Here is a 12707-nt window from a genome sequence, read left to right on the forward strand (position 1 = left end):
CGCAAAAAAAGAGCGGGATTATACGGGCTAGCCGAGGCCGTGGGCGGATGAATCGACGGTCAGTCCTTCTTCATCAGGGCAGCCAGGCCGGCGAAGGGGTTGTGCGTGGCGACATTGGTTTTCGGCGTGCTCAGCGAGCCTTCGCCGAAATACTGCTGGTCGGTGTAGCGTGAATGCTCGTTGTCGTGGCAGTACAGGCACAGCAACTCCCAGTTGGAGCCGTCCTGGGGGTTGTTGTCGTGGTTGTGGTCGCGGTGGTGCACGGTCAGTTCCGACAGGCGCTTGCCGGAGAACTCGCGGGCGCAGCGCCCGCAGACGTGCGGATACATCTTCAGTGCCTTGTCGCGGTAGCCCATTTCCTTGTCGCGCTTGGCGTCGGCGAGGATGCGGTCGAGGCGGGCGGTGGCGGCGGAGTTGGAGGGCGAGCTCATGGTGTTACCTTTTTCGTTATCAGGGCAATGACGGTTATGCATCGAGTCTAGCGCGCCTGCGGGCCTGGCGGACAGGCAAAAGCGCGCAATTGGGCGTAGCCTGTAGGCAGGTTCCGGACGGGAGGTTACCGATGTTGCCTGTGATCCTTGCCACGCTGCTCCTGCTTGCCGCCCCGCTGGCTGATGCCGCCGGGCAGCCTTCGGGAAGCATCACTCCGGTGCCAGGTGCACCGGGTACGCCGACGCCCACGCCCTATCCGCAGATTACCCCGAGCACACCACCGAAGGCCGGCAGCAGCCAGCCCGGCGCGCCGTTGCTGCCGCCAATGCCGTTGCCTGGGCCGCCAAAGGACCAGCCGTTGCCAGGGCTGTCCCAGGACCCACCGAAAAAGAACGACTAGACCTGTTGCGAGAGACGCTGGCCGTCCTGCATCCGCAGGCGCTTCGACAGCGCCACGGCCAGCGCGCGGATGATCCGCGCGGCGATGCGCGGGGCGTCGTTGAGCATCTTGTCCAGCGAGTCCTTGCCCAGCGTCAGCAACTGGCAATCACTGGCCGCCACGCAACTGGCCGAGCGCCGTTCGCCGTCGAGCACGGCCATTTCGCCGAAGGCCCGGCCCTTGCGCAAGGTCGCGATCTCGACTTGCTGGCCGTTGCCGTCGGTCTTGCGCACCGACACCACGCCGCGGTGCAGGATGCACATGAAGGTGCCGGCGTCGCCTTCGGCGAAGATGGTCTGGCCCTCGGTCATCGCTGTGATGGCGAAGTAACCGGCGACGGCCTGGAAGTCGCTGGGCTGCAGGCTGTCGAACAAGCCGCAGTCCATGAGCATGTCGCGGATTTCGGCGCTGAGGAGGCTTGGGTCGGGCATGTGTTGTTCTTCGTGTCGTCCGGTATTTGAGAGCTTCCACATACCCTGTGGGAGAGGCCACGGGGTATGCGAGAACTCTATGACAACAAGAAACGCGATTTACACCACACCCAGCTCATTGAAGACGAACGCATATTCCAGGGCCACGTCCTTCAGCCCCTGGTAGCGCCCGCTCATGCCGCCGTGGCCGGCGCCCATTTCGGTCTTGAGCAGCAACAGGTTGTCGTCGGTCTTGCAGGTGCGCAGGCGCGCTACCCACTTGGCCGCCTCCCAGTACTGCACGCGGCTGTCGTTGTAGCCGGCCACCACCAAGATGGCCGGGTAAGCCTGGGCCTTGACGTTCTCGTACGGGGCATAGGCCTTGATCCGTGCGTACACCTCAGGCTCCTCGGGGTTGCCCCACTCGTCATACTCGGTGACGGTCAGCGGCAGCTCGGGGTCGAGCATGGTGTTGAGCACATCGACGAAAGGCACCTCGGCGATGGCGCAGCGGAACAGCTCAGGGCGCTGGTTGAGCACTGCGCCCATCAGCAGGCCGCCGGCGCTGCCGCCGCTGATCGCCAGTTGCTCGGTGCGGGTGACGCCCTGGGCGATCAGGTGTTCGGCGCAGGCGATGAAGTCGTCGAAGCTGTTCTGCTTGTGCTCCTGCTTGCCGGCCCGGTACCAGGCCTCACCCAGCTCGCCGCCGCCGCGCACATGGGCGATGGCAAAGGCCACGCCGCGCTCGAGCAGGCTCAGGCGGGCGTGGGAGAACCAGGGGTCGAGGCTCTCGCCATAGGCGCCGTAGCCGTAGAGGTACAGCGGCACCTCGCGGTCCAGGTCCTGACGGCGGCGCACCAGGCTGATCGGCACCTGGGTGCCGTCCTTGGCGGTCGCCCACAGGCGTTGGCTGACGTAGTCGTCGGCATCGAAGCGACCGAGGACCGGGGTCTGCTTGAGCACCTGCTGCTCGCCACTGGCCAGCTCCAGTTGGCGGACCTGGGCCGGCCGGTTGAGCGCTTCGTAGCGCAGACGGATGCGTGTGCTGGAGAACTCCAGGCTGTCCTGCACGTAGAGGCTGTAGGCGGCGTCGGGCAGTTCGACGCGATAGGCCGGCAGGCCCTGGGGGCGGACTTCGATGATCGGCAGGCCGCCCTCACGCAGGCTCAGTGACAGCGCCGAGGCGTTCAGGCTCAGGCCTTCGAGCATGATGTCGTCACGGTGCGGCACCAGCACCTGCCATTGTGCGCGGCTGGGCACTTGGTCGGCCGGGGCGTGGAACAGGGCGAAGTTGATGCCGTCCTGGTTGCTGCGGATGAACCAGCGCCACTGGCCGTCGAGCTGGCCGTGGTCGGGGAAGTATTCGTGGCCCTCGACCCGCGGCGCCAGGCAGGTGAAGTCGGCCTGTGGCGTGGCGGCATCGAGCACCCAGGCTTCGCTGGTGGTCTTGCTGTTGAGCAGCAGCACCAGCTGGCGTTCGGAACTTGCGCGGTAGCAGTGCAGGAAGAAACGCCCGTCCGGCTCTTCGAACACGGTGCTCGCGTCGGTTTCACCCGATGTGTGGCGGCGCAGGCGCCACGGGCGGTGGGTGTCGTCCAGTTCGGCGAAGAACAGCGTGCGGCTGTCGTTGGCCCAGGTCAGGCTGCCGTCGCAGTCGTCGAAGGGCAGGGTGGCGACGCTGCCGCTGTCCAGGTCCTTGACGTACAGGGTGTAGACCTCGTCACCGCTGGTGTCGAGGCTGTAGGCCAGCAGGCGATGATCGGGGCTGACATTGAACGCGCCCAGGGCGAGGAAACCGCCGTTGGCCAGGGCGTTGGGGTCGAGCAGCAGTTGCTCGGCGCTTTCGTCGACGCGGTTGCTGTCGTCGGCCGGGCGCGGGCAGCGGTAGTGGCGCGGGTATTCGTCGCCCGCCGTGGTGCGGGTGTAGTAGAGGTAGGGACCCCAGGGGGAGGGGAGCGACAGGTCGGTTTCGAGGATACGGCCCTTGATCTCTTCGAACAGCTGTTCGCGCAGCTCGGCCTGGTCGGCGAGGCAGGCTTGCTGGTAGGTGTTTTCCTGCTCCAGGTAGGCCAGCACTTCTGGGGCGTCGCGCTCCTGCAGCCAGGCGTAGGGATCGGCGGCTTGGGCAGGGCGGGCGATGGGGGGCTTGGGTCTGGTATGCATGGGATGTCCGTCGTTTGGTGGCGTCTGTGCCGGTCTCTTCGCGAGCATCGCAGGTCCGTAGGCGCGGGCTTGCCCGCGAAGAGGCCGCTCAGGCATCAAGAGGGAAGAGGCGCCTGTGCCCGTAAAAGTGTTTATCATAGGCATCTCTTTGCCTGCCTTGCACGGACACCATGATCGAACAAGACTACACACTGGCCTGGGGCCTCTACGCTGTCGCCGCCCTGGGTTGCCTGCTGGTGGCCTTCAAGCTGACCGGCTGGATGTGGCGCTGGCTGCGCGAGCCGCTGCGGGTGATCGTTGCCGTGCTGCTGTTCACCCCCACCATTGTCGATCCGGTCAAGGACAGCTTTGCCCCGGCCGTTGCCATTACTGCCCTGGACCTGGCGTTCAAGGTGGGCAACAACGCCTGGCGCGCGGCCTCGGACCTGGCGATGTACGGCATGATCGCCTTCGGCCTTTACCTGCTGTTCGTGCTGGTGCGCTGGCCACTGGAAAAACGGGCTGGCGAGCGCCGCGAGAAGGCCGAGGCCGCCGCCAAGCGTCAGGCGGCCGAAGACGATGCAGTGATGGCCGACGCTCCCGTCGCCGATCGTCGTGATCGCTACCGTGAAGAGTCCCCTGCCGCCCCGGTGCGTCGCCCGGGCAATGGTGGCGGCCGCGTCGAGCCACGGATCTAGGACGGAGCCCTCGCCAATGTGTGAATTGCTGGGCATGAGTGCCAATGTTCCCACCGATATCGTCTTCAGCTTCACCGGCCTGATGCAGCGTGGCGGGCGTACCGGTCCGCACCGCGACGGCTGGGGCATCGCCTTCTACGAAGGGCGTGGCCTGCGCCTGTTTCAGGACCCGGCCGCGAGCAGCGAGTCGGAGGTGGCCAACCTGGTGCAGCGTTACCCGATCAAGAGCGAAGTGGTTATTGGCCATATCCGCCAGGCCAACGTCGGCAAGGTCTGCCTGTCCAACACCCACCCCTTCGTGCGTGAGCTCTGGGGGCGCAACTGGTGCTTCGCGCACAATGGCCAGCTCGCCGATTTCAGTGGCGAGAAGACGTTCTACCGCCCGGTCGGCGACACCGACAGCGAGGCGGCCTTCTGCGACCTGCTCAACCGCGTGCGTGCGGCATTCCCTGAACCGGTGGAGGTCGAGGCGCTGCTGCCGGTGCTGGTCGAGGCCTGCGCCGGGTATCGTGCGAAGGGCGTGTTCAACTGCTTGCTCAGCGACGGCGACTGGCTGTTCTGCTTCTGTTCGACCAAGCTGGTACATATCACCCGGCGCGCGCCTTTTGGTGCTGCACGGTTGAAAGATGTCGACCTGATCGTGGATTTTCAATCGGAAACCACGCCCAATGACGTGGTCACGGTGATCGCCACCGAGGCCCTGACCGAAAACGAGACCTGGCAGCGTTACGAGCCGGGTCAATGGGCCCTGTGGCGGCACGGCGAGTGCGTCGCCAAAGGCTAAGGACAGAGCATGTTCAGAAGTTACCTGCGGTTGCTGCTGTTCACTTTCGGCCTGCTGGCCGGTGTCCAGGTGCCTGGGCTGGTCAAGGACTACAGCCAGCGGGTCGAGGCCCACATGCTCGAGTCGCGCGAAGCGCTGGCGGGCTTCCAGGAAACTGCCGAGCGCTTCTTCAACGGCGACCTGCAGGCATTGGTGCGCCATTACCGCACCAGTGACGACCCGGTGTTCAACAGTGACGCCAACAGCATCGAAAGCCTGGTGATTCGCAACCAGTTGCTGGAAAACGAATGGCAGGCGCTGCAAGGCAGTTGGGCCAGCCGCAGTTGGCATGTGCTGGCGCAGGCCGATCCGCAGCTGCGTGAAGAGACGCTCAAGGGCTACAGCTACCAGATCCTGCTGGTGCCCGAGGCGATCGGCTGGGGGATCGCCAGCGGCTTCCTGCTGGCGTTCCTGGTCGAGAGCCTGTTGCTGGGGATCGGCTGGGTGATCCTGGGCGGGCGGCGCCGGGCGGTGAAGGAAAGCTGGCGCTAGATTGCAGCTATTTTGTTGCCGGGGCGGGCCTCATCGCGGGACGAGTCGCAGCGGCGAACCGCCGCTCTCACAGTGTTGCACCTTGCGGAAGTTACTGTCCTGTTCAAAATCTAAAGGCCAGCTCAATCCCTGTGGGAGCGGGCTGGTCCCCCGATGAGGCCGAAACTGACACATCCCCGGCTCAGACCAGCACGATCCGCTGCCCCCCCACATCCTGCGCATAGCGCCCCAGCACCTGCCGGCACAACCCCACCACTTCATCGACCAGTTCCACCCCGGTCTGCCACGACACCACCAACTCCAGACTAGGCGGTGGCTGCAGCCCCGTCAGCAGCACCAGCTCGCCGCGTGCCAGCTCTGCGGCGACCAGCGCCGGGGGCAGGGCGCCGATACCGAAGCCATCGCGCAGCAGCCGGGTGATTGCCGACACCGAGTTCACGCAGTTCAGCCGAGGCGTCTCGCTCCCCGCGCTCTGCAGCAGACTGAACACCTCCTGATGCGGCCGGGAGTTGCGCGAAAAGGTGATGATCCGCTCGCGCGCCAGTTCTGCCAGCGACGCATAGTCGCGATGGTGCGGTGAGCCGGTGGCGACGATCCAGCCCATGGGATAGCGCGCCAGGTCCAGGCTGCGGATGCTTTCCTGGCGCAGCAGGTCGGTCTGCAGGATCACGTCGAGAAACCCCTTCTGCAACTGGTCGCGCAGGTTCAGCGAGGTGTCGGCGACCAACTCGATTTCCACTTGCGGGTAGCGCTCGGTCAACTCGGCCACCAAGGCGCTCATCCAGGTGTGGATCACCGTGTCCATGACCCCCAGGCGGATCCGGCCGACCACCGCCCGTTCGCCGCCCAGCGACTGTTTCATCGCCTTGGCGGTGTCGAGCATGCGCTCGGCGTACTCCAGCACCTTGCTGCCTTCCGGGGTCAGGCTGACACCGCGCGAGTCGCGCAGCAGCAGCTTCACGCCGAGGTCGGCCTCCAGTGCGGCGATGCGGCTGGATACCGAGGCCTGGGTGGTGAACAGCTTCTCGGCGGTGAGGCGAAAGCTCTTGAGCCGGGCGACCCAGACGAAGGTTTCGAGAAATCGCAGGTTCATCGTGTGCTCGCAAGGCTGGGCGATCAGGTTTTCTTGTTCCAGACCGACGGTTTTTCTCGTTGGACGCAGGTTGCGCGGGCTTTGAACAATAGCGTCCAGGCCGCGAACACGCAGTCGTTCCTCAAACAATACCAACAAGCCGAGGCATCCATGAACCCTACCGGCGTACAGCAGCAGGCACCCACCCGATCTTCGGGCGGGCCCTTTGCCTGGTACCGTGACATCGACTCCCAGCAACGACGTACCTTCTGGAGCTGCAAGATCGGCTATGGCCTGGACGGCATGGACACGCAGATGCTCAGCTTCGTCATCCCCACCCTGATCATGATCTGGGGCATCAGCACCGCCGAGGCCGGCCTGATCCACACCAGCACCCTGATCGCCTCGGCCATCGGCGGCTGGGTCGCCGGTATTCTCTCCGACCGCATCGGCCGCGTACGCACCCTGCAACTGACCGTGCTGTGGTTCGCCTTCTTCACCTTCCTCTGCGGCTTCGCCCAGAGCTACGAGCAGCTGCTGATCGCCCGCACCTTGATGGGCTTTGGCTTCGGTGGCGAGTGGACCGCCGGTGCGGTGCTGATCGGCGAGGTGATCCGCGCCCAGGACCGCGGCAAGGCCGTGGGCATGGTGCAATCGGGCTGGGCCATCGGCTGGGGCCTGACCGCAATCCTCTACGCCTTGTTGTTCTCCTGGCTGCCGGCCGAACAGGCCTGGCGTGCACTGTTCCTGCTCGGGCTGTTGCCGGCGATCTTCGTGATCTTCGTACGCCGCATGGTCAAGGACCCGGAGGTCTACCGCGAAGCCAAGCGTGCAGAAAAGCCCGAAGCGCCTTCGCACTTCTACGAAATCTTCGCCTCCGGCATGCTCTGGACCACGATCCGCGCTTCGTTGCTGACCACCGGCGCCCTGGGTGGCTACTACGCCATCACCTCGTGGCTGCCGACCTTTCTCAAGAACGAGCGCGGCCTGAGCGTGCTGGGCACCGGCGGCTACCTGGCCATGGTCATCGTCGGTTCCTACATCGGCTATGTGATCAGCGCCTACCTCAGCGACCTGCTGGGGCGTCGCAAGAATTTCATCCTGTTCGCGGTGGGTTCGTTCGTCATCGTCCTGCTGTACACGCAGGTGCCGGTCAGTGACGGCGTGATGCTGTGGCTGGGCTTCCCGCTGGGCTTCTTCGCGTCTGGCATCTTCAGTGGCATGGGGGCTTTCCTCACCGAACTGTTCCCCACGCGCATCCGCGGCTCGGGGCAGGGCTTCTGCTACAACGTCGGCAAGGTGCTGGCGGCGATGTTCCCGCTGCTGATCGGCCTGCTGGGCGAGAAGATCCCGTTGGGCCTGGGCATCGGCGCATTCGCTGCGGTGTCCTATGGCATCGTGATCGTCGCCGCCCTGAGCCTGCCAGAAACCCGCGGCAAAGAACTGAAGGCGCGTTAAGGTAGACCTATGAACAGCACAACAGGAGTTCGACAGGTGAACCGCCTGCTTCTCAATTGCGACATGGGCGAGAGTTTCGGCAACTGGCGCATGGGCCTGGATGCCGAGGTCATGCCCTTCGTGGACTGCGCCAACATCGCCTGCGGCTACCATGCCGGCGATCCCGGCACCATGCGCCGCACCGTGGCCCTGGCGCTGCAGCATGGCGTGACCATCGGCGCGCACCCGGCCTACCCGGACCTGGTCGGCTTCGGCCGCCGTTCGATGGCCTGCAGCGACGACGAGATTCGCGACCTGCTGCACTACCAGATCGGCGCCCTGGAGGGCATCTGCAAGGTGCTCGGTGGTCGTGTGGCCTACGTCAAGCCGCATGGCGCGCTGTACAACGACATGATGGCCGACCCGCAGAAGTTGCGTGCGGTGCTCGAAGCCGTGGCCGCCTACGACGCCGGCCTGCCGCTGATGCTGATGGCCACCGCCGACGACAGTGCTGCACAGGCCCTGGGCGACGAGATCGGGGTGCCGTTGTGGTTCGAAGCGTTCGCTGACCGCGCCTACACCGCCAGCGGCCACCTGGTGTCGCGCCGCCTGCCCGGCGCCGTACACCATGACCCGGCCCTGGTGGTCGAGCAGGCGGTGCGCCTGGCGCGTGGCGAGGCCCTGGTGGCCAACGACGGCAGCGCGCTGCGCCTCGATGCCGCCACCTTGTGCGTGCATGGCGACAACGAAAGCTCGGTGGCTGCGGTGCGGCAGATCCGCCAGGCCCTCGATGCGTTGCAGGCATGAGGATGTCGCGATGAAGCCACGTATCGAAGTGGTGGCGATCGATAGCCTGATGGTGCGGCTGTTCGACACCATCGACGAGGCCAACATGCCGTGGATCCTCGCCGCCAACCAGCGCCTGCGTGCAGCGTTCGGTGAGCACCTGGTCGACCTGGTACCGTCCTACACCACCCTGATGCTGCAGTCGAACCTGGCGCCAGGGGAGGCGCGCGCGCGAATTGGCCAGGCGCTGGAAGGTTTGCAGCCGGATGCAGGCCACAGTGGTCGGCGTCACGAGATTCCGGTGTGGTACCACGCCAGTGTCGGCCCGGAGCTGGCGCTGCTGGCTGCGCGCAGCGGCCTGAGCGAAGACGAGGTGATTGGCCTGCACTGCGCGCGTGACTACCCGGTGTTCGCCCTGGGTTTTGCACCGGGGTTCGGGTTCATGGGGCTGGTGGACGAACGCCTGGCCACGCCACGCCTGAGCACGCCGCGCAAGCGCGTTGCGGCCGGTAGCGTGGGCATCGCCGAGCGGCAGACGGCGGCCTATCCTGCGGTGTCGCCGGGTGGCTGGAACCTGATCGGGCGTACGCCAGTGCGTCTGTTCGACCGCGAACGTGATGGCTACAGCTTGCTGCAGCCGGGTGACCGGGTACGTTTCGTGGCGGTGTCGCACACCGAATTCATGGCATTGGGCGGGGATGACCGTCCTTTGGAGGCGCTGGCATGACGCAGTTGAGGATCGAAGCCAGCACCGCGCTGTGCCAGCTACAGGACGCCGGGCGCCTGGGTGTGCGGCATCTGGGCGTGACCCAGGGCGGGGCGCTGGACTGGGTGGCGATGAACTGGGCCAACTGGCTGCTGGGCAACGCCCTGGACGCGCCCGTGGTGGAGGTGGCGCTGGGTGGTTTGAGCCTGCTCGCCGAGCAGGACTGTGTGCTGGCCCTGGCCGGCGCCGACCTGGACGCCAGGGTCGACGACCAGCCGCTGGCGCCCTGGCGCAGCTTCGCCCTGCACAAGGGCCAACGCCTGACGCTGCGGCAACCACGCCAGGGTGTGCGTGCCTACCTGGCCGCCCCTGGCGGTTTCGTCGGCGAAGCCGTGCTGGGCAGTTGTTCGACGGTGGCGCGTGAAGCGCTGGGGGGCATCGAGGGGCGCGGCGAGGCGCTGGCCAAGGGGCAGGCTCTGCGCTTTGCCGAGGGCGCACCGGCCTTGCGTGAAGTGCCCGAAGCCCTGCGCCCGGAATATCCGGCCAAGCCGGTACTGGACCTAGTGATGGGCGCACAGATCGGCGACTTCAGCGGCACCAGCCTGTTCGAGGCCTTCAACAGCGAATGGACGCTGGACAGCCGTGCCGATCGCATGGGCAGCCGCCTGCTGGGGCCGCAACTGGTCTACCAGGGTGCGCCGATGATTTCCGAGGGGATTCCGTTGGGGGCGGTGCAGGTGCCGCCGGATGGTCAGCCGATCGTGCTGCTCAATGATCGCCAGACCATTGGCGGCTATCCGCGCCTGGGGGCCTTGACGCCACTGGCGTTGGCACAGCTGGCGCAGTGCATGCCAGGGGCGGTGGTGCGGTTCAGGGCGGTGGTGCAGGAGACGGCGTGGCGGGAGCAGCAGGGGTATCTGCAGCGCTGGGCGTGAGCTATCGGGCCCTATCGCGGGGCAAGCCCGCGCCCACAGATTCCCCACTGTTCGCAGGGGCGGTAGGGTGCCTGCAGGCTTGCCCCGCGATAGGGTCGGTACAGGCTACTTGGACAGATACCTCATCGCTTCCTCCAACCCCTGCAAGGTCAGCGGGAACATCCGGTCCTCGACCAGCTCGCGCACCAATTGGGTGGACGCGGTGTAGTTCCAGGTCTGCTTGGGGTAGGGGTTGATCCAGACGATCTTCCTGAATTTCTCCATGAAGCGCTGCATCCACACGTACCCGGCCTCTTCGTTCCAGTGCTCGACGCTGCCGCCCGGCTGGGTGATCTCGTACGGCGCCATCGCCGCATCGCCGACGAACACCACCTTGTAGTCATCGCCGTACTTGTGCAGCAGATCGAAGGTGGAAAACCGCTCGGAGGTGCGGCGCAGGTTGTTCTTCCACACCGATTCGTAGACGAAGTTGTGGAAGTAGTAGTACTCCAGATGCTTGAACTCGGTCTTGCAGGCCGAGAACAGCTCTTCGCAGACTTTCACATGGGCATCCATCGAGCCGCCGATATCGAACAGCAACAGCAGCTTGACCGTGTTGCGCCGCTCCGGGCGCATCTGGATGTTCAACAGCCCGGCATCGCGGGCGGTGTGATCGATGGTGCCGTCGATGTCGAGCTCCTCGGCGGCGCCTTCGCGGGCGAACTTGCGCAGGCGGCGCAGGGCCAGCTTGATGTTGCGCGTGCCCAGCTCGACCTGGTCGTCGAGGTTCTTGTACTCGCGCTGGTCCCACACCTTGACCGCCTTGCCCTGACGCTTGCCGGCCTCGCCGACGCGAATGCCTTCGGGGTTGAAACCGCCGGAGCCGAACGGACTGGTGCCGCCGGTGCCGATCCACTTGTTGCCGCCGGCGTGGCGTTCCTTCTGTTCCTCGAGACGCTTCTTGAACTCCTCGATCAGTTTGTCGAGCCCGCCGAGCGACTGGATCTGCGCGCGCTCTTCATCGCTGAGCGAGCGTTCGAACTCCTTGCGCAGCCATTCTTCGGGGATCAGCGCTTCCAGGTGGCGGTCGAGGTTTTCCAGGCCCTTGAAATAGGCCGAGAAGGCGCGGTCGAACTTGTCGAAATGGCGCTCGTCCTTGACCAGGATTGCCCGCGCCAGATAGTAGAACTCGTCCATGTCGGCGAATACCACGCGCTGTTGCAGGGCGTTGAGCAGGTCGAGCAGTTCGCGCACCGACACCGGCACCTTGGCCGCGCGCATTTCATTGAACAGGTTGAGCAGCATGGCCAGCCCCTCAGCGGTTGCCGCGACGGCTCATGAAGGCCAGGCGCTCCAGCAGTTGTACGTCCTGTTCGTTCTTGACCAGGGCACCGGCCAGCGGCGGGATGGCCTTGGTCGGATCACGCTCGCGCAGCACCGCCTCACCGATGTTGTCGGCCATCAGCAGCTTGAGCCAATCGACCAGCTCGGAAGTGGAGGGCTTCTTCTTCAGGCCCGGCACCTTGCGCACGTCGAAGAATACGTCCAGCGCCTCGCTGACCAGCGACTGCTTGATGTTCGGGTAGTGCACATCGACGATGCGCTGCAGGGTCTCGCGGTCGGGGAAGGCGATGTAGTGGAAGAAGCAGCGGCGCAGGAAGGCGTCGGGCAGCTCCTTTTCGTTGTTGGAGGTGATGATGATGATCGGGCGCTGTTTCGCCTTGATGGTCTCGTCGATTTCGTAGACGTAGAACTCCATCTTGTCGAGTTCCTGCAGCAGGTCGTTGGGGAACTCGATGTCGGCCTTGTCGATCTCGTCGATCAGCAGGATGACGCGCTCATCGGCCTCGAAGGCTTCCCACAGCTTGCCTTTCTTCAGGTAGTTGCGCACGTCGTGGACCTTGTCCACGCCCAGTTGCGAGTCGCGCAGGCGGCTCACCGCATCGTACTCGTAGAGGCCTTGGTGGGCCTTGGTGGTGGACTTGATGTGCCAGGTGATCAGGCGTGCACCGAAAGATTCGGCCAATTGCTCGGCCAGCATGGTCTTGCCGGTGCCTGGCTCGCCCTTGACCAGCAGCGGGCGTTCGAGGGTGATGGCCGCGTTGACCGCCAGCTTCAGGTCGTCGGTGGCGACGTAGTTGCGGGTGCCTTCGAATTTCATGGAGCCGATCCTCTGCGGGGTGTCGATGGCGGCCTCATCGCGGGACAAGCCCACTCCCACAGGGGAGAGTACCTTGTGGGAGCGGGCTTGCCCGCGAAAAGGCCGACACCGAGAACTCATGTCTATGATGTGCCCCGACTATAACGCGGCCCCAGGCCGCTGCAAACGCAGACCGGGTATTCAGTCGCTGAATGG

The 12707-nt window shown here is 65.3% G+C and carries 14 protein-coding genes; 8 read left to right on the top strand and 6 right to left on the bottom strand.

Going from position 1 to position 12707, the window contains the following annotated elements:
* Positions 1 to 59 precede the first annotated feature (59 nt).
* Positions 60 to 431 (bottom strand): YajD family HNH nuclease, encoded by a 372-nt coding sequence (locus AB688_RS09505; protein ID WP_063543660.1) that lies wholly within the window; start codon positions 429 to 431, stop codon positions 60 to 62.
* 131 nt (positions 432 to 562) lie between these two features.
* Between AB688_RS09505 and AB688_RS09510 the strand changes: the two genes are divergently transcribed.
* Positions 563 to 832, top strand: coding sequence for a hypothetical protein (locus AB688_RS09510; protein WP_054895031.1), 270 nt, complete (start codon positions 563 to 565; stop codon positions 830 to 832).
* Here AB688_RS09510 and AB688_RS09515 read toward each other — a convergent pair.
* Both AB688_RS09515 and AB688_RS09520 read right to left on the bottom strand, forming a co-directional pair.
* On the bottom strand, positions 829 to 1302 hold the full coding sequence (locus AB688_RS09515) for a cyclic nucleotide-binding domain-containing protein (RefSeq protein WP_063543662.1): 474 nt from the start codon (positions 1300 to 1302) through the stop codon (positions 829 to 831). The genes AB688_RS09510 and AB688_RS09515 overlap by 4 nt on opposite strands.
* A 99-nt stretch (positions 1303 to 1401) precedes the next feature.
* Positions 1402 to 3444: a S9 family peptidase gene (locus tag AB688_RS09520; RefSeq protein WP_063543664.1), complete on the bottom strand. Its 2043-nt coding sequence runs from the start codon at positions 3442 to 3444 to the stop codon at positions 1402 to 1404.
* 170 nt (positions 3445 to 3614) lie between these two features.
* On the opposite strand from AB688_RS09520, the gene AB688_RS09525 reads away from it, so the two are divergent.
* The 3 genes from AB688_RS09525 to AB688_RS09535 are packed head-to-tail and all read left to right on the top strand — an operon-like array spanning position 3615 to position 5436.
* Positions 3615 to 4121, top strand: a complete 507-nt coding sequence (locus AB688_RS09525; protein WP_063543666.1) for a hypothetical protein — start codon at positions 3615 to 3617, stop codon at positions 4119 to 4121.
* Between the two features lie 16 nt (positions 4122 to 4137).
* Positions 4138 to 4905, top strand: coding sequence for a class II glutamine amidotransferase (locus AB688_RS09530; protein WP_054895027.1), 768 nt, complete (start codon positions 4138 to 4140; stop codon positions 4903 to 4905).
* A gap of 9 nt (positions 4906 to 4914) precedes the next feature.
* Entirely contained in the window at positions 4915 to 5436 is a 522-nt protein-coding gene (locus AB688_RS09535) for a DUF2937 family protein (RefSeq protein WP_063543668.1), read from the top strand.
* A 181-nt stretch (positions 5437 to 5617) separates the two neighbouring features.
* On the opposite strand, the gene AB688_RS09540 is transcribed toward AB688_RS09535, so the two are convergent.
* The gene (locus AB688_RS09540) at positions 5618 to 6529 is read right to left on the bottom strand and encodes a LysR family transcriptional regulator (protein ID WP_063543670.1); all 912 of its coding nucleotides are present in this window, start codon (positions 6527 to 6529) and stop codon (positions 5618 to 5620) included.
* Positions 6530 to 6679: 150 nt separating this feature from the next.
* On the opposite strand from AB688_RS09540, the gene AB688_RS09545 reads away from it, so the two are divergent.
* From AB688_RS09545 to AB688_RS09560, 4 genes are read left to right on the top strand one after another with little or no spacing between them, the layout of a single operon-like run.
* On the top strand, positions 6680 to 7966 hold the full coding sequence (locus AB688_RS09545) for an MFS transporter (RefSeq protein WP_063546681.1): 1287 nt from the start codon (positions 6680 to 6682) through the stop codon (positions 7964 to 7966).
* A 9-nt stretch (positions 7967 to 7975) separates the two neighbouring features.
* Positions 7976 to 8752 carry a 5-oxoprolinase subunit PxpA gene (locus tag AB688_RS09550; RefSeq protein WP_063543672.1) on the top strand — a complete coding sequence of 259 codons (777 nt, stop codon included), beginning with the start codon at positions 7976 to 7978 and terminating at the stop codon, positions 8750 to 8752.
* Between the two features lie 10 nt (positions 8753 to 8762).
* A complete protein-coding gene (gene pxpB, locus AB688_RS09555; protein WP_063543674.1) occupies positions 8763 to 9458 on the top strand; it encodes a 5-oxoprolinase subunit PxpB in 696 nt (231 codons plus the stop codon).
* Entirely contained in the window at positions 9455 to 10372 is a 918-nt protein-coding gene (locus AB688_RS09560) for a biotin-dependent carboxyltransferase family protein (protein WP_063543676.1), read from the top strand. The genes pxpB and AB688_RS09560 overlap by 4 nt, the downstream gene beginning before the upstream one ends.
* Positions 10373 to 10477: 105 nt before the next feature.
* On the opposite strand, the gene AB688_RS09565 is transcribed toward AB688_RS09560, so the two are convergent.
* Positions 10478 to 11656 carry a vWA domain-containing protein gene (locus AB688_RS09565; RefSeq protein WP_054895021.1) on the bottom strand — a complete coding sequence of 393 codons (1179 nt, stop codon included), beginning with the start codon at positions 11654 to 11656 and terminating at the stop codon, positions 10478 to 10480.
* 10 nt (positions 11657 to 11666) lie between these two features.
* The gene (locus AB688_RS09570) at positions 11667 to 12512 is read right to left on the bottom strand and encodes an AAA family ATPase (RefSeq protein WP_054895020.1); all 846 of its coding nucleotides are present in this window, start codon (positions 12510 to 12512) and stop codon (positions 11667 to 11669) included.
* Between the last annotated feature and the right edge of the window lie 195 nt (positions 12513 to 12707).

This window comes from Pseudomonas putida (assembly GCF_001636055.1).
Lineage (GTDB): Bacteria > Pseudomonadota > Gammaproteobacteria > Pseudomonadales > Pseudomonadaceae > Aquipseudomonas > Aquipseudomonas machongensis.